The organism is Streptomyces sp. NPDC029466 (assembly GCF_055574515.1).
In genome coordinates this window covers 349,959-372,218 of record NZ_JBVHZH010000001.1, presented here as the reverse complement: position 1 = coordinate 372,218, position 22,260 = coordinate 349,959, and the positions used below count along the sequence as shown (strand labels likewise).

The window sequence follows — 22,260 nt, the reverse complement described above, 5'->3', positions numbered from 1 at the left end:
ATCTTTGTAACCGGCGGTAACGGTGTCAAGAGGGCGGTGCGGTACGGGAGTTGAAGGGCCGCGGGGGCGGCCCCGCGCATCGCCCCGCGACGGTGCTAGGCGCCTTCCTTCATCACCTTCGTGATCAGCGACCGCTGTTCCTTGGTGAGGCGCGGGTCGGAGCAGTAGACCGTCCGGCCGTCGACCGTGATCTGGTAGCTGAAGCCGTCCGGGACCCCTACCGGGGGTTCGGTGCGGGCGGTGGCGACGGCCTCTTTGGCCAGGTCCTGCCAGTCATCGGCGTCGGGGCGGCCCGAGGTGTCGATCTCGGCGCGGCGGTCGACGCCCGCGAAGCCTCCGGTGCGATGGACATGAATGCGCATAACGGACTCCTCCGACGTCTTCGACGGACTCCTACCCCGTAAGGCCACGGTAATCGTGCCCGGGGCGGAAGGCGCTGCCGAATTCCCGCCCCGGGCACGCGGTGCCGCTACTTCGTGGTGACGCCGACCTGTGTCCAGGCCTTGATCATCGCCTCGTGCTCGTCGCCGGCGCCGAAGCGGGCCTGCGCGGCCTTGACCGTGAGGGCGGCGAAGTCGGCGAAGGTGGCGGTATGGGTGAGCTCGCCGCCGGTCAGCACGTCGTACCAGACCTGCCCGGCGCGCTCCCAGGCCTTGCCGCCGATGGCGGTGGCGGCCAGGTAGAAGGCGTGGTTGGGGATGCCGGAGTTGATGTGCACGCCGCCGTTGTCGTCGGTGGTGCGGACATAGTCCTTCATGGCGGCGGGCTGCGGGTCCTTGCCGAGGACGTCATCGTCGTAGGCGGTGCCCGGGGCCTTCATCGAGCGCAGGGCGGTGCCGGTGACGTTCGGGCCGAGCAGGTCGGCGCCGATCAGCCAGTCGGCCTGGTCGGCGGTGTGGCCGAGGGCGTACTGCTTGATCAGTACGCCGAAGACATCGGAGACCGACTCGTTGAGGGCGCCGGACTGGCCCTGGTAGTCGAGGTTGGCGGTGTACTGGGTGACCCCGTGGGTGAGCTCGTGGCCGATCACGTCGACGGGGATGGTGAAGTCCTTGAACAGGTCGTTGTCCCCGTCGCCGAAGACCATCCGCTCGCCGTCCCAGAAGGCGTTGTCGTACCGCCGGCCGTAGTGGACGGTCGCGTTGAGCGGCAGGCCGGCGCCGTCGATGGACTTACGGCCGTAGACCTTGAGGTAGAGCTCGAAGGTGGCGCCCAGGCCGGCGTGGGCGCGGTTGACGGAGGCGTCCTTGGAGGGGCCGTCGGACTCGCTGCGGACCTTCTTGCCGGGCAGGTCCTCGCGGTGCCGGGCGTCGTAGATGGTGCGGTTCGGCTTGTCGGCGTCGGCGCCGGGCTCGCCGGGGGTGAGGCCGCCGCGGGCGGCGATCGCGCGGCGCTCGGTGCGCGCCACGTGGTCGTGCTCCAGGGTGCGGCGGGCGGGCTCGTGCCGCTCCGGGTCGTCGGACTGGGCCAGGTTGTCGAGGATGTGCGGCGGGATGATCGTGCAGAAGACGGGCGTGTGGCCGGTGGCGGGATCTGGCTGCGCGTCGTTGAGGTCCATGCACAAAAGGTGGCACTGTGTAATGCCGCTGTCACTGCCTGCGTCCAAGATTCCCGTAAAAGTGTGGTTGGTCGCATTTAGGTCGTAACGTCCGTCCGGTCCCGCATACTGATACGCGACCGCCGGACAGGGCGTACCTCGGCTAGGGTGCTGTGCATCATGCGTTTCGGGCTGCTTCTCCTTAGCTGCCGCGGCGAGGGCCTGTAGTCGTAGGCCGACCCCCTCCCCGCGGAGTTCGGTGTTGCGATCTATCGCCCCGTCGGCCTCTCCCTCGCTCTTCCGGAGCAGGGGGACCCCAGCGGACATACGAGGAGCCCTACGCACCATGACGAATCCGTCGAGCCCCGCAGGTCATGCCGTCGGCCGACCCACCCCGGTCACCAACGCGACGCAGCTCCAGCGGCCCTCCGGAATGCCGGTCCACAAGTACGGCCGCTACGAGGCGGTCGACATCCCCGACCGGACCTGGCCGGACAACCGCATCACCGTCGCGCCCCGCTGGCTCTCCACCGACCTGCGGGACGGCAACCAGGCGCTGATCGACCCGATGTCGCCGGCCCGTAAGCGCGAGATGTTCGACCTGCTGGTACGCATGGGCTACAAGGAGATCGAGGTCGGCTTCCCGTCCTCCGGGGAGACCGACTTCGCGTTCGTCCGCTCGATCATCGAAGAGGGCGCCATCCCCGAGGACGTGACGATCTCCGTCCTGACGCAGGCCCGCGAGGAGCTGATCGAGCGGACGGTGGAGTCGCTGCGCGGCGCCCACCGCGCCACCGTCCACCTGTACAACGCGACCGCTCCCACCTTCCGCCGGGTCGTCTTCCGCGGCTCGAAGGAGCAGGTCAAGCAGATCGCCGTGGACGGCACCCGGCTGGTCATGGAGTACGCCGACAAGATCCTCGGCGACGAGACGATCTTCGGCTACCAGTACAGCCCGGAGATCTTCACCGACACCGAGCTGGACTTCGCGCTGGAGGTCTGCGAGGCGGTCTGTGACGTCTGGCAGCCCGAAGAGGGCCGCGAGATCATCCTGAACCTGCCCGCCACCGTCGAGCGCTCCACGCCGTCCACGCACGCCGACCGCTTCGAGTGGATGTCGCGCCACCTGTCCCGGCGCGAGCACGTATGCCTGTCCGTGCACCCGCACAACGACCGGGGCACCGCGGTCGCCGCCGCCGAGCTGGCGATCATGGCGGGCGCCGACCGTATCGAGGGCTGTCTGTTCGGGCAGGGCGAGCGCACCGGCAATGTCGACCTGGTGACGCTGGGCATGAACCTCTTCTCCCAGGGCGTCGACCCGCAGATCGACTTCTCGCAGATCGACGAGATCCGTCGCACCAGCGAGTACTGCAACCAGATGGAGATCCACCCGCGCCACCCCTATGCGGGCGATCTGGTCTACACCGCCTTCTCCGGCTCCCACCAGGACGCCATCAAGAAGGGCTTCGACGCCATGGAGGCCGAGGCGGCCGCCGCCGGCAAGACCGTGGACGACATCGAGTGGGCGGTCCCGTACCTGCCCATCGACCCCAAGGACGTCGGCCGCTCCTACGAGGCGGTCATCCGCGTCAACTCGCAGTCCGGCAAGGGCGGCATCGCCTACGTCCTGAAGAACGACCACAAGCTGGAACTGCCGCGCCGGATGCAGATCGAGTTCTCCCGGATCATCCAGGAGAAGACCGATACCGAGGGTGGCGAGGTCACGCCGGCCGCCATCTGGTCGGCCTTCCAGGACGAGTACCTGCCCAACCCCCAGAACCCGTGGGGCCGCATCCAGGTCAAGAACGGCCAGACCACCACCGACAAGGACGGCGTCGACACCCTCACCGTCGAGGCCGAGGTGGACGGTGCGGAGACGGTGCTGGTCGGCACCGGCAACGGCCCGATCTCCGCGTTCTTCCACGCCCTCCAGGGCATCGACGTCGACGCGCGGCTGCTGGACTACCAGGAGCACACCATGAGCGAGGGCGCCTCCGCTCTGGCCGCCTCGTACATCGAGTGCGCGATCGGTGACAAGGTCCTGTGGGGCATCGGCATCGACGCGAACACCACGCGCGCCTCGCTGAAGGCCGTGGTCTCCGCCGTGAACCGCGCGGGCCGCTGACGCCCGGCACCGGCCGCCCCCTCCGGCGCCCCCGCGACTCCTTCCGAGCCGCGGGGGCGCCGTTGTGCGACCCCGCCACCTGAAGGTGGGGTTTGGACTCCACCCCACTCACCGTGCGTAAGTGGCTCAGTACGTTTGGTGATAAGCGCTCGTCGGACCGGCCGCGGCGCGGACACCAAGGACGTGCAGATGAGCAGATATGGCATGCCCGCCCTCTCCCGGCTGGCTGTCGCGGCGGTTGCCTCGCTCGCCGTGGTGGCCTCCGCGTTCGCCCCGGCGGCGTCCGGGGTCCCGGCCCGGACGGCGGACCGTCCGGAATACGTGGCGCTCGGCGACTCCTACAGCGCCGGGGTGTTCGTCCGGCCCTGGGAGGAGCACGACGGCTGCGGCCGCTCCGGGCGCAACTACCCGCACCAGGTGGCCGGTCAGCTCGGATTCGCGCTGACGGACAAGACCTGCGGGGCCGCCGAGGTGGTCGACGGGGTCCTCGGGCCCCAGCCGGCCGCCAAGATTCACGGACCGCCGACCATCCCGCCCCCGGGCGGCTGGTCCGATCTGCCCCCGCAGATCGAGGCGTTGTCCCCGGACACCGATTACGTGACCGTCGGCGTCGGCGGCAACTCCCTCGGCTTCGGGCCCATCGTGACCAAGTGCCTCGAACTGGGCATCACCAAGCCCCTCCAGCCGAAGCCCTGTACCGACCACTACAGCGACGGCGGTCCGGGCGAGGACTGGCTGGAGGAGCGGTTCAGCCGGCTCGACACCGACTTCGCCCACATGATGACGGTGATCCACCGGCGCGCACCGCAGGCACGGGTCGCCGTCGTGGGGTATCCGGCCATCGTTCCGGACAACTCCGGCTGCACCTTCGGGCGCTGGAACCAGCTCGGCAGCGTCAAGAAGGGCGATATGCCCTGGCTCGACGGGCTCGAACTGCGCCTGAACGCACTGCTGGAGAAGCAGGCCGCCTACCACGGCGCGAGTTATATCGACACCTACGGGCCGAGTGCCGCGCACGGGGTGTGCGCGAGCGGCGACGCGAAGTGGATGTACGGCATCAAGGACGACCTCACCGGTGACGGCAATCAGACCGACCCGCCGACGCAGCTGTGCCGGTCCTTCCCCGGTACCGGCGAGGCCTGCACCTTCGTCCACCCCAACGCCCACGGCCTGGACAACCAGACGCGGCAGGTGGCCCGGGCGCTGATGACCTCGTAACGCCGATGACCCCGTAAGGCTGATGACCCCGTAAGGCTGACGCCGGTCCCGGCGCCGCCGGGTTTTTGGCCAAGCCGGAGCCCGCCGCGAGCGGCCCCCGCAGCCGCCCCGCCCGTTGCCCGCCTCCTGATGGCCATGCTCTTCACGGCGTCCATAGGCCCCGCCCCCTACCGTCCGGAGGGGCGGGGTCCGCGTCATCCGGCCAGTTGTCCGGTACGAGGTGCTGACGCCGCATCACGTATGTGGCTAACATCACGTCCAATGCGACGAGGGGGCCATGCAGGTACCTCCCGTGTCCGGAGGGGCACGGGTGAGTTACGGAGGGCTGACGTGATGCACAAGATGTGTGTGATGGGCGTGCGCACGTCCTGGCGGACCGTCGCCGATGGCGAGTTCTTCTGCCCGGACTGCGGCGGGGACCGCAACTACCTCCGCCGGACCGGCCGTCGCCGGCTCACCCTCCTCGGCCTCCCGCTGCTCTCCCGCGGCCCCGCCGGCCCGGTCCTGGAGTGCTCCGCCTGCCGCGGCCACTTCGGCCCGGACGCCCTGGACCACCCCACCACCCTCCGCTTCTCCGCGATGCTCCGGGACGCCGTCCACACCGTCACCCTCGCGCTGCTGGCCGCCGGCGGCACCTCCTCCCGCGCGGTCCGCGACACCGCCGTCGACACGGTCCGCGCGGCCGGCTTCGCGGACTGCTCCGAGGACGAGCTGCTGACCCTGCTCGCAGCCCTCGCCGCCGACACCGGCCGGCTGACCGGCACCTATGACGCGGTCACCGGCGGTCACTGCGGCCCCCAGGGCCTGGACCCGTGCGGCACCGCGCTGGCCATAGAGCTCCACGAGGCGCTGGAGCCGCTCGCCCCGCACCTCGCCCCGGCGGGCCGCGAAGCGCTCCTCCTCCAGGGCGCCCGGATCGCCCTCGCCGACGGCTCCTACACCCCCGCGGAACGCGAGGTGCTGAGCACCGTCGGCAGCGCCCTGACGCTGCGCCCCGCCGAGATCAACCAGCTGCTGGCCGCGGCGCGTACGCCGTCCTGAGGGCGGCAGCCGAAGACCCCGCCACCCGGGCAGGGTGACGGGGTCGGGTGCCGGAGAGCGGCGGGCCGCCCAAGGGCCTTCTCAGGCCCACTTCAGGCCGGTCTCAGGCCCGCCTCAGGACGGGTTCACGCCGGGGTCAGACGGACCGGCAGGGTGCGCAGACCGCCCGAGATGAAGCCGCTGGTGGGCTCCAACTCCTCGCCCGGGGTGGCCAGTTGGAGGTCCGGGAAGCGGGCGAAGAGGGCCGGGAGGGCGATCCGGGCCTCCATACGGGCCAGCGGGGCGCCGAGGCAGTGGTGGACGCCGTGGCCGAACGCCAGATGCTCCTGGTGGGAGCGCCGGATGTCGAAGTCGGCGGCGGTGTCGCCATGGAACGCGGCATCCCGGCCGGCCGCCGCGTACGCCGGGAGGATCGCCTCGCCCTTGCGGATCGTCGGGCCGTCCGGGATCTCGATGTCCTCCACGGCGAAGCGGAGGGGGAGCGCGGCGATGCTGGGGGCCCAGCGGAGGGTCTCCTCGATGACGTCGTTCCAGGAGACCTGGCCAGACCGCACCAGTTCGAGCTGCTCGGGGTGGGTCAGCAGGGCGTGCACCGCGTTGCCGAGGAGATCGACGGTGGTCTCGTGACCGGCCCCGATGACGAGCAGCAGGGTGTCCAGCAGCTCCTGCTCGGTCATCTGCTGGCCCTCGTCGTCGCGCGCGCAGACCAGCAGGCTGGTGAGGTCGTCCGCCGGGTGCTCGCGCTTGGTGGCGACCAGGTCGGACAGCAGCGCATGGACGGCCGCGCCGGTGGCGCCGGCCTGCTCCGGGGTGGCCGTGGTGTCCATGATGGCCGTGACCAGGCGGGCGAGTTCGCCGCGCTTCTCGCCCTCGGGGAAGCCGAACAGCTCGCAGATGACCTGCATGGGCAGCGGGTGGTTGAACCGCTGCCGCAGGTCCAGCGGCTCGCCCGCGGGGTGCGCGGCGAGGTCGTCCAGCAGCGCCGCGGTGATGCTCTCCACCCGCGGGCGGATGGCGTCGGTACGGCGGGCCGTGAACGCCGGGGCGATCAGCTTGCGCAGCCGCCGGTGATCGGCGCCGTACGCGGTGAACATGTTGGTGACGCCGATCCAGTACTGGAGCCAGCTGCTGCGGATCTCCTCACGCTGCCACTCCGGCCAGTGGTCCCGGGGGTTCTTCGAGACCCGGTCGTCGGTCAGCAGCTGCTTGAGCAGGGAGTGGCTGGTGACCGTCCAGGCCTCGATACCGCCGGGCAGTTCGGTCCGGGCCACCGGGCCTAGTGCGCGGAGGCGGGCTGCCTCCCCGTGGATGTCGCTTCCGACCGGGTCGATGACGAAGGGCTGCTGTCCCTGTTGTGCCATGGAGTGGCTCCTGCCTGGTCGGGGGTGATCGGGGTGAAGCGGGCCGGGAGCGCGACCAGAGCCCGGTGGAACGCGCCGTTGCGCCACTGCAACGTGCCGGGGTCCACGGCGAGTTCGATGTCGGAGAGCCAGGCCGTGAGCCGCTCGATCGCCGTGGTGGCGATCAGCAGCGCATGCCGCTTCACGGGACAGGCGTGCGGGCCCGCCGCCCAGGCGAGGTGCGAGCCGCCGCCCGACCCGGGCGTCCCCAGCGACGTGGTGTCGAACTGGCTGTTCGCCGCCGCGTACGACACCATCACCAGCTGCCCCTTGCGCACCCACGTCCCGTGGAAGAAGACGTCCCGGACCGGGAAGTGCGCGGAGTAGTTCGTCAGCGGCGGGTCGTTCCACAGCACCTCGTTGATGGCGTCGTGCGCGGTCAGCGCGCCACCGGACAGGGTGTTGTAGTAGCGGTCGTCGGACAGCATCCGCGACAGCGCGTTGCCGATGAGGTTGGCGAGCGGTTCGTTGCCCGCGCCCATCGTGAGGAGGATGTTGTGGATCAGCTCCTCGTCGCTCAGCCCGTTGGGGTGGTCCATGAACCAGGACGTCAGGTCCAGCCCGCGCTCGGCCTTCTTCGAGCCCACCAGCTCCATGATGTAGTTGGTGAACGCCTCGTTGGCGGCCGCGGCCTCCTCCGGGGAGGTGCCGTCGAGCATCCCCGCGATGGCCTCGATCAGCCGCTCGCTGTAGGAATCGGGCATCCCGAAGAGGTTGTTGAACATCAGCAGCGGGATCAGCCGCGCGTAGTCGCCGATCAGATCGACCTCGCCGTGCGCCCCGAAGCGCCGGATCAGGGTGTCCGCGGCGTGGTGGACACGGGCCCGCAGCTCATGCGGCTCGACGAGCTTGAAGCTGTCAACGATGACGTCCCGGTAGCGGACGTGCGCCGGCCCGTCGGCGTAGAAGACATTGGGACGCCACATCAGCATCGGCATCACCGGCGAGTCCGCCGGGACGGTGGTCATCCACTCACGCGAGTCCTTGGACCAGGTGGCGTCGTCGTGCAGCAGGTCGAGGGCCGCCCGGTAGTCGGTGACCAGCATCGCGGTCACCTCCGGCGCGATCTCGACCGGCGCCAGCGCGCCGTACTGGCGCAGCTGCGCGTAGATGCGGTGCGGGTCGGCGGCGAAGTCCGGTCCGTAGAGCTTCACCGGCGTCTGGGCGTCGGGCTGCGCCGGTGCCTGCTGGTACGGGGCGGCGTGCGCCGGGCAGCCCGGTGGCGGTGCGGCTCCCGGCTGGTGCGGGGAAGTCACGGGTTCGGGTTCTCCTCGGGGGTGTGGGCCAGGACGTGCCCGACGAGCGCGATCAGCGCGTCGACGGACTGCTCCCGGTCGCGGGCGTCGCACAGCACCAGCGGCGTCTCGGGGTGCAGATCGAGCGCCTCGCGGAGCTTTTCGACGTCGTACTCGGGCGCGTCGGGGAAGGTGTTGACCGCGACCGCGTAGCGCAGTCCGGCCTCCTCGACGATGTCCATGACCTCGAAGGAGTCCGCCAGCCGGCGGGTGTCCGCGAGGACCAGGGCGCCCAGTGCGCCGCGGGCGATGTCCTGCCACAGGGGACGGAAGCGCTTCTGTCCGGGCGTGCCGAACAGATACAGCGCCAGGTCCCCGGGCAGGGTCAGCCGCCCGAAGTCGATGGCGACGGTGGTGGTGGTCTTCTCCCGGACTCCGGCGAGATCGTCGACGGCGGCACCGGTCTGGGTCATGACCTCTTCGGTGTGCAGCGGCGGGGTTTCCGACAGCGCACGGATGAGGGTGGTCTTGCCGACCCCGAACGGTCCCGCGATCAGCAGTTTGAGCAGCGTCTGGTTCTCGCCGGAGAGGTACATGTTGCCGGTGCTCACGCCGGTGCCGGGGCTAGGACTTGAGAGAGCGGAGTCCATCGAGAACCCTCTCCAGGATGTGTCGGTCGAATTGCTCGGCTTCGGGGATGGGGGCCCGGGCGTGCAGCCGCCCGGCGTCGACGAGATCGGCCACCAGCACCTTCACCACGCTCACGGGCAGGTGAAGGTGGGCGGCGACCTCGGCCAGAGACAGCGCCCCGGGCTGAAGCAGCTCCAGGATGCGGTGCTCCTCCGGGCGTACCTCGCTGGTGATCGGCATCCCCACGCTGTGCAGCAGGGTGAGCCGGTCCAAGGTGTTGCGGCTGGGCTGGGCGCGTCCACCGGTCGCCAGATAGGCCGGTACGAGGCGCCTGCCGCTGCTCTGGCGGGGGGTCATACCGGGTTGCCGAGGTCCCGCGCCCGGCTGTTCATGACCTTGTTGCCCAGGGTCGTCACCTGGACCTGCATGTGGTGCGCGACCACACCCATGTTCACCTCCGGGCCGGCGAAGACGGCCAGGCAGGTGTTCTCGCCGGCCGGTATCGCGAAGACGAAGCCTTCATCGGACTCGATCACGGTCTGCCGCAGCCGGGTGTCGTCCTTCTCGGCGAACGCCGCGGTGACGGCCCGGCCCGCGCCCTGGAGCGCGGACATCATCGCGGCGACACCCTCGGCGGAGTCCCGCTTCAGACCGGGTGAGCAGCCCTCGATGAATCCGTCGCCGGAGATGACGGCTGCGTGAATAACATGCGGCAACTCCAAGAGGGGTGCCAGCACCCAGGACTTGTCCTCGGCAACACGGCGGCGGGTGGGGCTGTTCATGACTAAGCGTTCCCTTCGGGACTGCGAGGGGGTTCTGAATGGGCGGCTGCCCGGCCGGATTCGGTACCGCGCTGGAGCGCGGCCCAGCGGGTTCCGGTCTCCTCCGGGGAGCGCTCGGGAGCCGACTCGGTGCGCGCGGCACGCTCGTCGGGTTCGGACACGGGCTTACGGCGCCGGCGGCGCGGGAGTTCGCCCTCGGCCTGCTGGGCCGGTGCCTCGTAGGAGGGGGCGGGCTGCGCGGCGGGCGCGGGCTGCGCGGCGGCGGCCGGGGGCGGCGTCGCCGAACCGGTGGGCAGCACGGAGGCGGAACGATCCGGCACCGCGGGACGGTGCGGCAGAGGAGCCATCACGGACATCGGCTGCGCGCTCTCGTCGAGGACGGTGAGGAGCGGGTCACCCGGGATATACACGACCGCCCGCACGCCGCCGTACGGGGACGGCTCGACATGCACCCCGTAGCCGTACTGGCGCACCAGCTGACCGGCCGCCGCGAATCCGGACCGCGGCGGGTCACCGAGCTGGGTGAGCAGCAGGTCCTCGTCACCCGACAGCAGCTCCATCGCCGCCTTGATCTCGTCGTCGTGCATCCCGACGCCGTAGTCGTCGATGATGACCGAGGCGCCGCGATTGCCCTGCTGGAGGGTGATGGTGACGGGCAGTTCACGGTGCGAGTGGTGCAGCGCGTTGGCCAGCAGCTCGGTCACGGTGATCGCGATCGGCTCCACCGCCCGCGCGACCACGGCGATCGGGTCACGCAGCTGATTGCTGATGTTCACCCGCTCGTAGCCGCGCAGCCGGGAGGTGGCTCCGACGACCAGCTCGGCGAGGTAGGAGTCCTCGCGGGTCAGCCCCGGCCAGGCGCCGCACACGACACCGGTGGCCTGAATGCGCCGCAGCGCCTGCTCGTTGAGGAAGTCGGCGTTCAGCAGGTCCTGGGCGATGTTCGGGTCGTCGTAGCGGTGCTGCATCTCCTGGAGCGCCGTCTGGAGCTGGTAGAGCAGCGCCTGGATGGTGGTGGTCGCCCCGCGGAGCGTGGACTGCGCGGCGGCGTCGACCCGCGCCCGCTCCTTGGTGATCGCGTCGCTGACCTGCTCCAGTACGGCGTTCAGCGCCTGGTCCGTCTCCGACCCGGCGAACCGCGCGTCCAGCAGCCCCGGGACGGGCACATGGGGATGTGCCAGTGCCAGCGTCAGCTCGGGGAGCCGGGTACCGGCCAGATGCCGGATCTCGGCCTCGGTGGCGCGCAGCCGGGCCGTCAGCTCCGTATTGCTGCGGAGCGTGGCGCTGTTCTGTTCCTCAGCGGCGGACAGACGCTTTCTCAGATCGGCGCGCTGCCTGCCCGCACGGATCGAGAGCGCCGCCAGGACCACGGCGGCGGCCGTACCTGCGCTGAGGCACCACAACAGCGCCTCCGGTATGGATGTCATCGAGATCCTCAATTGGGTACTGACGGGATCGGCCGGCCTTCACGGCGGTGTGTTGCCGAACTTCACGGGATGCTACCGGGCGGTTGACGACCCGTGAGGGCCCCTGGCACAGGGCGACTGAGAAGTACGGAAGGTCGTCTTCCGCCCACGATGACCCGGACCATAACGTGATGTGGCCCCGTCATCCAGCGGGATGGCGGGGCCTTTGTGAGCCTGTTGTGTGCGGGCGGTGAAAGCTGGTCAGGCGCCCCGGAAATGCCCGTCTTTGACGGCCTCGGCGAACGCGGCCCAGGCGGCCGCGGCGAAGACGATCGCGGGGCCGTGGGGGGTCTTGCTGTCGCGGACGGGGACGATGCCGGGGTGGGCGTCCGAGACCTCGACGCAGCTGCCGCCGTTGCCGTCGCTGTAGCTGCTCTTGCGCCAGGCGGCGGCGCCGGGGAAGTCTTGGGCGACCTCGATGCAGTTGCCGCCGTTGCCGTCGCTGTAGCTGCTCTTACGCCAGTGGGCGGTGCTCAGGTCGAACTCGCGCATCGTCTGTAGTCCTCCGCCGCCGATTCGATCAGGGTCAGGGACGCCCTCGGCGATAGAGCGGCGGCCCTGACCTGATCGTAGCTCTCCCGCACGCGCTTCACCGAGGCCGGATCGTCCAGCAAATTCCCCGAATACACGGCTTCTGTATAGGCGGTTGGCGGGGAGTCCTCGAACTCCATGAGCGTCAGCATGCGACCCATGAGGGGGCACGCCCCGGCTGCGAACGGAAGGACCTGCACGAGGATCTTCCGTTCGCGTGCGAGCTGCGTGATGTGCTCCAACTGCTCACCCATTACGGCTGGCCCGCCCACCGGCACCCGTAGAACGGCCTCGTGCAGCACTGCCCAGTACAGAGGCCGAGTGAGTTCCTTGAGGATGGTCGCCCGGTCCAGTCGGGCGTGGGCTGTCTCCTCGATGTATGCGTCGGCCGCGAACGGGTTGTCCGCGAGCGTGAGCGCCTGTGCGTACCCCGCTGTCTGCAACAAGCCAGGCACGATCATCGACTCGAACTCGCAGATCTTCGTCGCCAACGGTTCCAGCTCCGCCGCTGCCGCGAAGTAATCCGCGTACCGCTGGTCATCGATCAGCTTCCGCCAGGTCCGCTCGAAAAAGCCATCGGTTTGTAGAGCTCCGTCGATCCGCACTGCCACATCCAGCTGCGGCTTCCGGAACGCCTGCTCGAACTGGCTGATGTAGCCGCCGGATACGAAGACCAGCCGCCCCAGGGCCTCCTGGGTCAAGTGGGCCTCCTCCCGACGGCGCTTGAGTTCCGCGCCCCAGAACTCCCACGCCGCCTGTCGCGAAGCTTGGGCCATCGCTGACTCCCGTTCTCATCCCGGCAGTTGTATTGCCGACCTCCTTGTCCAGCCTAGTTCCGCACCGTCACGCTCTGAATGCGAACAGTGAAACCCCTCACGGAAAGTGCGGACGATCATGAATCAGCCCAAGGAAGTGGAAACCGTCACGACGGATCTGCGGGAATCCCTCGCCCGCGTCGGCATCGTGCTGCCCTCCCTGCGCCCCGACCCCGTTTCGTACGAGCATCGGTATCTGCCGCCGCTCGTGGAGCTGGGGCGCTGCACGATGGATGTCGCCCAGCGGCTGACCCGTGCGCTCGACGGGGTCCCGCCGTGTCCTGCCGAGTCCGCGCCGCACCCGCGGGACACCGTCACCGAGCGGCTGAGCGCCGCGACCGCCTACGTCAACGCACGCAGCCGGGGCGAACGGGCCTGAGGGACGTCCGTCCCCGCCCATGCGCGAGAATGGCGCCATGAGTCTGTTCCGCGACGACGGCATCGTGCTGCGCACCCAGAAGCTGGGTGAGGCGGACCGGATCATCACGCTGCTCACCCGGGGGCACGGCCGGGTCCGTGCGGTGGCCCGTGGGGTGCGGCGGACGAAGTCGAAGTTCGGGGCGCGGCTGGAGCCGTTCTCGCATGTCGATGTGCAGTTCTATGCCCGCGGCAGCGAGCTGATCGGGCGCGGGCTGCCGCTGTGTACGCAGAGCGAGACGATCGCGGCGTACGGCGGGGGGATCGTCACGGACTACGCGCGCTACACGGCCGGGACGGCCATGCTGGAGACCGCCGAGCGGTTCACCGATCACGAGGGCGAGCCCGCCGTGCAGCAGTATCTGCTGCTGGTCGGCGGGCTGCGGACGCTGGCCCGTGGGGAGCACGAGCCGCATCTGGTGCTGGACGCGTTCCTGCTGCGCTCGCTCGCCGTCAACGGCTACGCGCCGAGTTTCGACAGCTGTGCGCGGTGCGGGCTGCCCGGCCCCAACCGGTTCTTTTCGGTCGCGTCGGGCGGGGTGACCTGTGGTGACTGCCGGGTGCCGGGGAGCGTCGTACCCTCCTCTGAGGCCATCGGGCTCCTGAGTGCGCTGCTGACCGGCGACTGGGAGACCGCGGACGCCTGCGAGGCCCGTCATGCCCGGGAGGGCAGCGGCCTCGTCACGGCGTATCTGCACTGGCATCTGGAGCGGGGCCTGCGCTCTCTCCGGTACGTAGAGAAATAGCGAACACGACCTTCCAGGCGAATACGCCTCTCAAGACCTCTAGGAGCAGTGGGCCGCATGGCACGACGCGGGATTCTTGGCCGTAATCGACGTGAGTACCTCACGCCCGAGCCGCACCCTTCCGGTGCCCGCCCGCCGAAGATCCCCAGCGAGCTCGTCCCGAACCATGTGGCGGTCGTCATGGACGGCAACGGCCGGTGGGCCAAGGAGCGCGGGCTGCCGCGCACCGAGGGCCACAAGGTCGGCGAGGGCGTCGTGCTGGACGTCCTCAAGGGCTGCATCGAAATGGGCGTGAAGAATCTTTCGCTGTACGCCTTCTCGACGGAGAACTGGAAGCGGTCGCCCGACGAGGTCCGCTTCCTGATGAACTTCAACCGCGATGTGATCCGGCGCCGCCGTGACGAGATGGACGCGCTGGGTATCCGTATCCGCTGGGTCGGGCGGATGCCGAAGCTGTGGAAGTCGGTCGTGCAGGAGCTCCAGATCGCTCAGGAGCAGACCAAGAACAATGACGCGATGACGCTGTATTTCTGCGTGAATTACGGCGGCCGGGCCGAGATCGCGGACGCGGCGGCGGCCATCGCGGCGGATGTGCGGGCCGGAAAGCTGGACCCGTCGAAGGTCAATGAGAAGACCGTCGCGAAGTACATGTACTACCCGGACATGCCGGATGTGGATCTCTTCGTGCGGCCGTCGGGCGAGCAGCGGACCTCGAACTACCTGATCTGGCAGAGCGCGTACGCGGAGATGGTCTTCCAGGACATTCTGTGGCCGGACTTCGACCGTCGGAACCTGTGGGAGGCGTGCCTGGAGTACGCCAAGCGGGACCGCAGGTTCGGTGGCGCGCAGCTGGCGGAGGGCGAGACCGCGACGTAGGGCTGCGGACAGACGCGCGAAGGGCCGCCTCCGGTCGTCGGAGGCGGCCCTTCGGCCTTAGCGTCGCGGTGCTCCCGCTACTGCTTCTCGGCGGCACGCTCGGCGCACTCGCCGCAGGTCCCGAAGATCTCGATGGTGTGCGCGACGTCCTGGAAGCCGTGCTCCCGGGCGATCTGGTCGGCCCACTTCTCCACCGCGGGGCCCTCGACCTCGACGGCCTTGCCGCAGGCCCGGCACACCAGGTGGTGGTGGTGATCGTCGGTGCTGCACCGGCGGTAGACCGCCTCGCCGTCGCTGGTGCGCAGCACATCGACCTCACCGGCGTCGGCGAGGGACTGCAGCGTCCGGTAGACGGTGGTCAGCCCGACGGAGTCGCCCTTGTGCTTGAGCATGTCGTGCAGCTCCTGCGCACTGCGGAACTCGTCGACCTCGTCGAGTGCGGCCGACACCGCGGTCCGCTGCCGCGTCGACCGGCCGCGTACCGGAGATCCCGCGCTCGTCGCCACCGTTGCCTCCCTAGGACGTTTACGACGTCAGGACTTCCCCCTGCACGTGCGTCCCGCCATTGTGCCAGGTGATGACCGGCCCGCCGGGGAGACGCTTACCGATACACGTATCTTGTCGCCGGCGGTGGTCCGCCGGCTTTCCGCCGCCCGTGCTCACCCGGCCACGCTGACATCGTCCGTCGCCGGGCGGTCGCCGGGTACCTCCAGAGTGCACCCCTTCGAGGCGTCTGCGGCAGCCCTTGCACGCTTTTTCGCGAGCGGGGCGGCGAGTCCGGTGAAGAGCACGAACAGCCCGATGGCGAACAGCACGATCGTGGCGCCGGACGGGACGTCGACGTAGTACGAGGTGGTGGTGCCCGTCAGGGTGACCGCGACGCCGATCGCCACGGCCACCGAGAAGGTGACCGCGAAGCTGCGGCTGATCTGCTGGGCGGCCGCGACCGGGATCACCATCAGGGCGCTGACCAGCAGCAGGCCGACGACGCGCATGGCGACGGTGACGGTGACCGCGGCGGTGACGGCGATCAGCAGATTCAGCAGCCGCACCGGCAGGCCGGTCACCCGGGCGAACTCCTCGTCCTGGCACACCGCGAACAGCTGGCGGCGCAGCCCGATCGTGATCGCCAGCACCAGGGCGGCGAGCACGTAGATCGTCGTCATGTCCTGCGGCGAGACGGTGGTGATCGAGCCGAAGAGGTAGGTGCCGAGGTTGGCGTTGGAGCCCGCGTCGGACAGGTTCATCAGCATCACGCCGCCGGCCATGCCGCCGTAGAACAGCATGGCCAGCGCGAGGTCGCCGCGGGTCTTGCCGTACCAGCGGATCAGCTCCATGACGACCGAGCCGGCGATGGCGACGGCGGTGGCGGCCCAGATGGGGCTGGTGTTCAGCAGGAAGCCGAGGCCGACGCCGGTCAGCGCGACATGGCCGATGCCGTCGCCCATCAGGGCCTGGCGGCGCTGGACGAGGTAGATGCCGATGGCGGGGGCGGTGACGCCGACGATCAGGGCGGCGATCAGGGCCCGCTGCATGAAGGCGTAGTTCAGGATCTCCATCAGCTCAGCAGCCCCGTCCGGATCGGTTCCGCGGCCTGGTCGGCGTGCGGGTGGACATGGTCGTGGCCGGGCAGCGCGTGCTGTCCGACGGCCTCGGGCGGCGGGCCGTCGTGGACGACACAGCCGTCCCGCAGCACCACCGCGCGGTCGATCAGCGGCTCCAGCGGGCCCAGCTCGTGCAGGACGAGCAGGACCGTGGTGCCGTGGCCGACCTGTTCGCGCAGGGCGGCGGCGAGCACCTCCTGGCTGGCCAGGTCGACGCCGGCCATCGGCTCGTCCATGATCAGCAACTCCGGTTCCCCGGCCAGCGCACGGGCGATCAGCACCCGCTGGTGCTGGCCGCCGGAGAGCGCGTTGACGGAGTCCTTGGCGCGGTCCGCCATACCGACCAGCTCCAGCGCCCGGTGCACCGCGGCCCGGTCGGTCTTGCGCAGGATGCCCAGCTTCGTCCGGGCCAGCCGGCCGGCCGTGACGACCTCGCGGACGGTGGCGGGGACGCCGCCGGCCGCGGTGGTGCGCTGCGGGACATAGCCGATCCGGGCCCAGTCCCCGAACCGCCGGAATTCCGTGCCGAAGAGGGCCAGCTCACCGCCGGTGAGCGGGACCTGGCCGATCACGGAGCGCACGGCGGTGGACTTGCCGGAGCCGTTGGCGCCGAGCAGCGCGACGACCTCACCGGAGTGCACGGTGAGGTCGACACCGCGCAATACGGGGCGGGCGCCCAGCGAGGCGGTCGCCCCGCGCAGGTCGATCACCGGCTGGGTGGGCGGCTGGTTCATGGAGACCTCCGTCACGTACGGTGCGGTGTCCGTCACTTACTGCCGAGCGCCTTCTGCAGTGCGGCGAGGTTGGCGCGCTGCACACCGAAGTAGTCCTTGCCGCGGGACTTGGCGTTGATCCCCTCCAGCGGGTCCAGGACATCGGTCTTCAGATGGAGGTCGCCGGCCAGGGCCTTGGCGGTGGCGGGGTTGGCGATGGTCTCGAAGAAGACCGTGGAGACGTGGTGCTCCTTGGCGAGGGTGTGCAGGTCCTTCATGCGCTTGGCGCTGGGCTCGGACTCCGGGTCGAGTCCGCTGATGGCCTCCTCGGTGAGGCCGTAGCGCTCGGCGAGGTAGCCGAAGGCGGCGTGGGTGGTGAGGAAGGTGTCGGACGACCGCTTCTTCAGGCCGTTCTTGAACTCGGTGTTCAGCCCGTCCAGCTTCTTCACCAGGGCGTCGGTGTTCTTCTGGAAGTCGGCCTTGTGCTTCGGGTCGGCCTTGGCGAGGGTCTTGTTGACGCCCTTGGCGACCTCGGCGTACTTCACCGGGTCGAGCCACATGTGCGGGTCCTTGCCGCCCTCGGACTCCGAGTGCGAGTGGTTGTCGCCGGTGGTGTGATGGTGGCCGTCGACCTCGGTGCCGTGCTCTTCGAGGGAGGTGAGGGCGGCCGCGTCGGCGACGTGCTTGGCGCCGGACTGCTCCACGGCGGCGTCCACGGCGGGCTGCAGGCCCTTGAGGTAGACGATCGCGCCGGACTCGCCGAGCTGGGCGGTCTGCTGCGGGGAGAGCTCCAGGTCGTGCGGCTCGACCCCCGGCTTGGTGAGGTCGGTCACCTCGACGTGCTTCCCGCCGATCTGCCGGGCGAGGAATTCCATGGGATAGAAGGACGCTGTCACCCGCAGCTTGCCGTCCTCGGTGCGGGCGCCGCCGGAGGGGGAGCAGGCGGAGAGGGCCAGCAGGCCGAGCACCGAGACTCCGGCGAGGGTCGCGGTGGATATGGGACGGCGTATGTTCATGACACTCATTTTCAACAATGTTGGAAACGATTGTCAACAGCGAATGGGGCGGTGTGAGCGGGACGACAACGGGCCGGAACCGATTTGATCCAGGGGGTACGGCCGCCGGTACCCTGAACTATTCGCCCGCCCGTCTTTTGACCAGCACCCCTCATTGAGACGCTAGGGCGCCGCCCATCCATCGTTCGTCGTCGTAATGAAGAGAGCACCGTGGCCGCCGACAAGATCGATACCATCGTCAGCCTGAGCAAGCGCCGTGGCTTCGTCTATCCGTGCAGTGAGATCTACGGCGGCTCCCGCGCTGCCTGGGACTACGGTCCGCTGGGCGTCGAGCTCAAGGAGAACATCAAGCGCCAGTGGTGGCGCGCCATGGTCACCTCGCGCGAAGACGTCGTCGGTATCGACTCCTCCGTGATCCTGGCTCCCGAGGTCTGGCAGGCGTCCGGCCACGTCGCCACCTTCACCGACCCGCTCACCGAGTGCACCTCCTGCCACAAGCGCTTCCGCGCGGACCACCTGGAGGAGGCGTACGAGGCCAAGCACGGACGGCTCCCCGAGAACGGCCTCGCCGACGTCAACTGCCCCCACTGCGGCAACAAGGGCGGCTTCACCGAGCCGAAGCAGTTCTCCGGCCTGCTCTCCACCCACCTCGGCCCGTCCCAGGACACCGCCTCGGTCGCCTACCTGCGCCCCGAGACCGCCCAGGGCATCTTCACCAACTTCGCCCAGGTGCAGCAGACTTCCCGCAAGAAGCCGCCGTTCGGCATCGCGCAGATGGGCAAGTCCTTCCGCAACGAGATCACGCCCGGCAACTTCATCTTCCGGACCCGCGAGTTCGAGCAGATGGAGATGGAGTTCTTCGTCAAGCCGGGCGAGGACGAGAAGTGGCAGGAGTACTGGATGGCCGAGCGGTGGAACTGGTACCGCGACCTCGGCATCCGCGAGGAGAACATCCGCTGGTACGAGCACCCGGCCGAGAAGCTCTCCCACTACTCCAAGCGCACCGCTGACATCGAGTACCGCTTCAACTTCGGCGGCACCGAGTTCTCCGAGCTGGAGGGCGTGGCCAACCGCACCGACTACGACCTGTCGGCGCACGCCAAGGCCTCCGGCCAGGACCTCTCCTACTTCGACCAGGAGGCCGGCGAGCGCTGGACTCCGTACGTCATCGAGCCGGCGGCCGGTGTGAACCGCGCGATGCTCGCCTTCATGCTCGACGCGTACATCGAGGACGAGGCGCCCAACGCCAAGGGCAAGATGGAGAAGCGCACCGTCATGCGGCTCGACCCGCGCCTGGCGCCGGTCAAGGTCGCGGTGCTGCCGCTGTCCCGCAACCCGCAGCTGTCGCCGAAGGCGAAGGGGCTGGCCACGGACCTGCGCAAGAACTGGAACATCGAGTTCGACGACGCGGGCGCGATCGGCCGCCGCTACCGTCGCCAGGACGAGATCGGCACGCCGTTCTGCGTCACGGTCGACTTCGACACCCTCGACGACAACGCGGTGACCGTGCGCGAGCGCGACACCATGAAGCAGGAGCGGGTCAGCCTGGACCAGATCCAGGCGTACCTGGGCGCGCGACTGCTGGGCTGCTAGTCCCTCACGGGGCGGGCCGTTTTCTCGCGGGGCTGCGCCCCTGCGCGTGACCTCAAGCGCCGGTCGGGCTCGGATCTTCCGGGCCGGGCCGGCGCTTTTGGGTGCCGGTGTCGCGGGGCCGTTCTTCGCGGGGCTGCGGCCCTGCGGCCTTGCGTGTGACCTCAAGCGCCGGTCGGGCTGGGGTTTTTGGGGCGGGCCGGCGTTTTTTAGTGCTCGTATCGCGGGGGCTGGTCTTCGCGGGGGTGGTGGCCGCGCGTGACCTCAAGTGCCGGTCGGGCTTGGTTTCTGGGGCGGCCGGTGCTTTTGCGTGTTCGCCGTTGCGGGGGTTGTTCTTCGCGGGGCTGCGCCCCTGCGTGTGACCTCAAGTGCCGGTCGGCTGGGGCTTTTGGGGTGCGTCGGGCGATTTTGCGTGCTCGTATCGTGGGGTGGCCGCGGGGGCGGGACGCCGGGGCGGCGGAGTGGGCGGCGGGAATAGCTCGTTGTGTCTGCTGCGTTGTGGCCCGCAGGGGGGCTCTGTGGCCCCTACGGGTTTTGTTCGGTCGGCCCTTAGGCGTATGGAGCGTCGGCGTTGTCAGCGCGAGTCGGGGCGGTGGCCGGGTGTGCCGGGCTGGCGGCCAGGGTGGTGCACAGGGCTGCCAGGGGGAGTTCCGCACCTATGGCCATGGCGAGGGCGGTGGTCAGTTCCGTGCCGGGGGTGGCGGTGGCCAGGTCGAGGCAGGCGTCGGTGAGGAGCAGCAGGGCCGCAGCGGCTGCGGGGGTGCGGTGGCGGGCGGCGCCGCGTAGGAGGCGGGTGCCGGTGATGAGGAGGGCGGCGGCCTCCAGGGTGTCGAGGGTGACCCAGGCTGCGGCCTCGGCCGGCGGGAGGGTGCCGGCGAGGTAGCCGAGCCAGGGGAGGAGGGCGAGGCCGGCGCCGGCCAGGATCCTGCCCGGCCAGCGGCGTGCGGCGTGGGTGAGGGTCCTGCCCGGTCGGCGGCGTCCGGTGGCAGTCTGGATTCTGGACTGCCGGCGATGTCCGGTGCCGATGCGCGTCGGGCGGGCGGAGATACTGCGGCGGGGCCAACTGGCTTGGTTGGCACGGGAGTTGTAGGTGAGCTGGGTCATGGGAGGGTCGCTTTCGGAGTCATGAGTCATGAACCCGGCTGTCGGGCTCGTGATCAACACTCCGGTTTTCGATGCCCACGGTCAGTAATGCCGCTGTCCGACTTGGGGTGGCACCAGCTACACCTCCGGTACGGACACTGCTGTCATGGCCGCCGTACCACCGGCCCCATACGGTGTGATCATGACCATCCCGCCCCGGTTGCGCCGGGCTCTCGTACGTATGCGGCGCGACCTCGCCTTCGTCGCCGCCGGGGTGCCGCTGCATCTCGTCCCGGTGCTGCTGTCCTGGTGGGCGCTGTGTCTGCTGGCCGACACGGTGACCGGGATTTCCTCGTACGCCCCGGTGGTGCTGACGGCCCCGCTGACCTTGCTGGTCATCGCCGGGTACGGCTTCACCGAGGCGCAGCGGTGGCGGTTCCGGGCGCTGTGCGGGGTGGAGCTGCCGCGGCTGCGGTTCGCGGAAGGCAAGCGGCAGTTGGGCTACAACTGGCTGGTGGGCCCGCTGTTCGGCGTGCTGGAAGTCCTGCTGCTGGCAATGGTGTTGGCGGCGCTGGTCGCGGCACTGGTGCTGGTGTGGGTGTGGCTCGTGCCGGCGCGATGGCGCGGCGGGCACCCCGGCTACACCACCACCGGCACCTATCTCACCGTGCTGGGGCTGGCGGCGCTCGCCGCGACACCGGGTCTGGCGGCGGGGCTCGTCCGGCTGGAGATTCTCGTCGGGCGGGCGGTGCTGGGAGCGAGCCGGTCCGACGAGTTGGCGCGGCGGGTCGAGGACCTCACCGAGAGCCGGGCCGGTGCGGTGGACGCCGCCGACGCCGAACGGCGGCGCATCGAGCGGGATCTGCACGACGGCGCACAGCAGCGGCTGGTGTCCCTCGCGCTGAACCTCGGGCTCGCCAAGGCCACCCTCACGGATCTGCCGGCGGAGGCCCAGGAGGTCATCGATGCCGCGCACCGCGAGGCGAAGGACGCGATCGAGGAGCTCAACAATCTGGTGCGCGGCCTCCACCCGGCCGTTCTGGACGAACTGGGGCTGGATGCCGCGCTCTCGGGGCTCGCGGCCCGCGCGCCGCTGCCCGTACGGCTGCGGGTGGACCTGCCGGCGGAGCTGCCGCAGCGGACCGCGCCGGCCGTCGAAGCCGTCGCCTACTTCGTCGTCTCCGAGGCGCTGACGAATGTCGCCAAGCATGCGCGGGAGGCGACCCGGGCGGACGTGACGGTCACCCGGCTCGGCGAGATACTGCGGGTGGTGATCGCCGACGACGGTATGGGCGGCGCCGATCCGTCCAGGGGGAGCGGTCTGAAGGGGCTCGCCCAGCGCGTGCGCTCCGTGGACGGAACCTTCCGGATGAGCAGCCCCGTGGGGGGCCCGACCATGATGAGCGTGGAGCTGCCGTGCCCGATGTGAGGCGTG

Annotated in this window: 23 protein-coding genes; 8 read left to right on the top strand and 15 right to left on the bottom strand. The window is 69.8% G+C overall.

Annotated features, from left to right (window positions below):
* Positions 1-95 precede the first annotated feature (95 nt).
* Both ACZ4XD_RS01675 and ACZ4XD_RS01670 read right to left on the bottom strand, forming a co-directional pair.
* A complete protein-coding gene (locus ACZ4XD_RS01675) occupies positions 96-362 on the bottom strand; it encodes a protealysin inhibitor emfourin (RefSeq protein WP_018088185.1) in 267 nt (88 codons plus the stop codon).
* A gap of 107 nt (positions 363-469) precedes the next feature.
* A complete protein-coding gene (locus ACZ4XD_RS01670) occupies positions 470-1,558 on the bottom strand; it encodes a M4 family metallopeptidase (protein WP_468037120.1) in 1,089 nt (362 codons plus the stop codon).
* Between the two features lie 325 nt (positions 1,559-1,883).
* Here ACZ4XD_RS01670 and leuA point away from each other — a divergent pair, with 325 nt between their 5' ends.
* The 3 genes from leuA to ACZ4XD_RS01655 all read left to right on the top strand — a co-directional run bounded on the left by leuA (position 1,884) and on the right by ACZ4XD_RS01655 (position 5,921).
* Complete coding sequence (leuA, locus tag ACZ4XD_RS01665) at positions 1,884-3,662, top strand: 2-isopropylmalate synthase (protein WP_468037118.1); 1,779 nt, start codon at positions 1,884-1,886, stop codon at positions 3,660-3,662.
* 189 nt (positions 3,663-3,851) lie between these two features.
* On the top strand, positions 3,852-4,880 hold the full coding sequence (locus ACZ4XD_RS01660) for an SGNH/GDSL hydrolase family protein (RefSeq protein WP_468037116.1): 1,029 nt from the start codon (positions 3,852-3,854) through the stop codon (positions 4,878-4,880).
* A 333-nt stretch (positions 4,881-5,213) separates the two neighbouring features.
* Positions 5,214-5,921 carry a TerB family tellurite resistance protein gene (locus tag ACZ4XD_RS01655; protein ID WP_468037184.1) on the top strand — a complete coding sequence of 236 codons (708 nt, stop codon included), beginning with the start codon at positions 5,214-5,216 and terminating at the stop codon, positions 5,919-5,921.
* A 125-nt stretch (positions 5,922-6,046) separates the two neighbouring features.
* Here ACZ4XD_RS01655 and ACZ4XD_RS01650 read toward each other — a convergent pair whose 3' ends face one another.
* The 8 genes from ACZ4XD_RS01650 to ACZ4XD_RS01615 form a co-directional block, all read right to left on the bottom strand.
* Entirely contained in the window at positions 6,047-7,282 is a 1,236-nt protein-coding gene (locus ACZ4XD_RS01650; protein WP_468037114.1) for a cytochrome P450 family protein, read from the bottom strand.
* On the bottom strand, positions 7,198-8,577 hold the full coding sequence (locus ACZ4XD_RS01645) for a cytochrome P450 (protein WP_468037112.1): 1,380 nt from the start codon (positions 8,575-8,577) through the stop codon (positions 7,198-7,200). The genes ACZ4XD_RS01650 and ACZ4XD_RS01645 overlap by 85 nt, the downstream gene beginning before the upstream one ends.
* Positions 8,574-9,152 carry a GTP-binding protein gene (locus ACZ4XD_RS01640; RefSeq protein WP_468037182.1) on the bottom strand — a complete coding sequence of 193 codons (579 nt, stop codon included), beginning with the start codon at positions 9,150-9,152 and terminating at the stop codon, positions 8,574-8,576. The genes ACZ4XD_RS01645 and ACZ4XD_RS01640 overlap by 4 nt, the downstream gene beginning before the upstream one ends.
* 28 nt (positions 9,153-9,180) lie before the next feature.
* The gene (locus ACZ4XD_RS01635; RefSeq protein WP_085927072.1) at positions 9,181-9,543 is read right to left on the bottom strand and encodes a DUF742 domain-containing protein; all 363 of its coding nucleotides are present in this window, start codon (positions 9,541-9,543) and stop codon (positions 9,181-9,183) included.
* Positions 9,540-9,968, bottom strand: a complete 429-nt coding sequence (locus tag ACZ4XD_RS01630; protein WP_423672081.1) for a roadblock/LC7 domain-containing protein — start codon at positions 9,966-9,968, stop codon at positions 9,540-9,542. The genes ACZ4XD_RS01635 and ACZ4XD_RS01630 overlap by 4 nt, the downstream gene beginning before the upstream one ends.
* A 2-nt stretch (positions 9,969-9,970) precedes the next feature.
* The gene (locus ACZ4XD_RS01625) at positions 9,971-11,395 is read right to left on the bottom strand and encodes an ATP-binding protein (RefSeq protein WP_468037109.1); all 1,425 of its coding nucleotides are present in this window, start codon (positions 11,393-11,395) and stop codon (positions 9,971-9,973) included.
* A gap of 240 nt (positions 11,396-11,635) precedes the next feature.
* Positions 11,636-11,926: a DUF397 domain-containing protein gene (locus ACZ4XD_RS01620; RefSeq protein ID WP_468037107.1), complete on the bottom strand. Its 291-nt coding sequence runs from the start codon at positions 11,924-11,926 to the stop codon at positions 11,636-11,638.
* Positions 11,908-12,741, bottom strand: coding sequence for a helix-turn-helix domain-containing protein (locus ACZ4XD_RS01615; RefSeq protein ID WP_468037105.1), 834 nt, complete (start codon positions 12,739-12,741; stop codon positions 11,908-11,910). Before ACZ4XD_RS01615 ends, ACZ4XD_RS01620 begins: the two co-directional genes overlap by 19 nt.
* Before the next feature lie 118 nt (positions 12,742-12,859).
* Here ACZ4XD_RS01615 and ACZ4XD_RS01610 point away from each other — a divergent pair, with 118 nt between their 5' ends.
* Genes ACZ4XD_RS01610 through ACZ4XD_RS01600 form a run of 3 tightly spaced genes read left to right on the top strand, consistent with a single transcriptional unit; the run spans position 12,860 to position 14,819 of the window.
* Entirely contained in the window at positions 12,860-13,159 is a 300-nt protein-coding gene (locus tag ACZ4XD_RS01610; protein ID WP_468037103.1) for a hypothetical protein, read from the top strand.
* Between the two features lie 37 nt (positions 13,160-13,196).
* The gene (gene recO, locus ACZ4XD_RS01605) at positions 13,197-13,943 is read left to right on the top strand and encodes a DNA repair protein RecO (RefSeq protein WP_042154633.1); all 747 of its coding nucleotides are present in this window, start codon (positions 13,197-13,199) and stop codon (positions 13,941-13,943) included.
* Between the two features lie 57 nt (positions 13,944-14,000).
* Entirely contained in the window at positions 14,001-14,819 is an 819-nt protein-coding gene (locus tag ACZ4XD_RS01600; RefSeq protein ID WP_468037101.1) for an isoprenyl transferase, read from the top strand.
* Positions 14,820-14,896: 77 nt separating this feature from the next.
* Here the strand turns inward: ACZ4XD_RS01600 and ACZ4XD_RS01595 are convergent, their stop codons facing one another.
* The 4 genes from ACZ4XD_RS01595 to ACZ4XD_RS01580 all read right to left on the bottom strand — a co-directional run bounded on the left by ACZ4XD_RS01595 (position 14,897) and on the right by ACZ4XD_RS01580 (position 18,152).
* Positions 14,897-15,325 carry a Fur family transcriptional regulator gene (locus ACZ4XD_RS01595; RefSeq protein ID WP_078885795.1) on the bottom strand — a complete coding sequence of 143 codons (429 nt, stop codon included), beginning with the start codon at positions 15,323-15,325 and terminating at the stop codon, positions 14,897-14,899.
* A 153-nt stretch (positions 15,326-15,478) separates the two neighbouring features.
* On the bottom strand, positions 15,479-16,378 hold the full coding sequence (locus tag ACZ4XD_RS01590) for a metal ABC transporter permease (protein ID WP_468037098.1): 900 nt from the start codon (positions 16,376-16,378) through the stop codon (positions 15,479-15,481).
* A complete protein-coding gene (locus ACZ4XD_RS01585; protein ID WP_468037096.1) occupies positions 16,378-17,157 on the bottom strand; it encodes a metal ABC transporter ATP-binding protein in 780 nt (259 codons plus the stop codon). Before ACZ4XD_RS01585 ends, ACZ4XD_RS01590 begins: the two co-directional genes overlap by 1 nt.
* Before the next feature lie 32 nt (positions 17,158-17,189).
* Positions 17,190-18,152 carry a metal ABC transporter substrate-binding protein gene (locus tag ACZ4XD_RS01580; protein ID WP_468037094.1) on the bottom strand — a complete coding sequence of 321 codons (963 nt, stop codon included), beginning with the start codon at positions 18,150-18,152 and terminating at the stop codon, positions 17,190-17,192.
* 210 nt (positions 18,153-18,362) lie between these two features.
* On the opposite strand from ACZ4XD_RS01580, the gene ACZ4XD_RS01575 reads away from it, so the two are divergent.
* The gene (locus ACZ4XD_RS01575; protein ID WP_042154624.1) at positions 18,363-19,745 is read left to right on the top strand and encodes a glycine--tRNA ligase; all 1,383 of its coding nucleotides are present in this window, start codon (positions 18,363-18,365) and stop codon (positions 19,743-19,745) included.
* A gap of 546 nt (positions 19,746-20,291) precedes the next feature.
* Here the strand turns inward: ACZ4XD_RS01575 and ACZ4XD_RS01570 are convergent.
* On the bottom strand, positions 20,292-20,846 hold the full coding sequence (locus ACZ4XD_RS01570) for a hypothetical protein (RefSeq protein ID WP_468037092.1): 555 nt from the start codon (positions 20,844-20,846) through the stop codon (positions 20,292-20,294).
* A 181-nt stretch (positions 20,847-21,027) separates the two neighbouring features.
* Between ACZ4XD_RS01570 and ACZ4XD_RS01565 the strand changes: the two genes are divergently transcribed.
* Positions 21,028-22,254, top strand: coding sequence for a sensor histidine kinase (locus tag ACZ4XD_RS01565; RefSeq protein WP_468037090.1), 1,227 nt, complete (start codon positions 21,028-21,030; stop codon positions 22,252-22,254).
* Positions 22,255-22,260 lie beyond the last annotated feature (6 nt).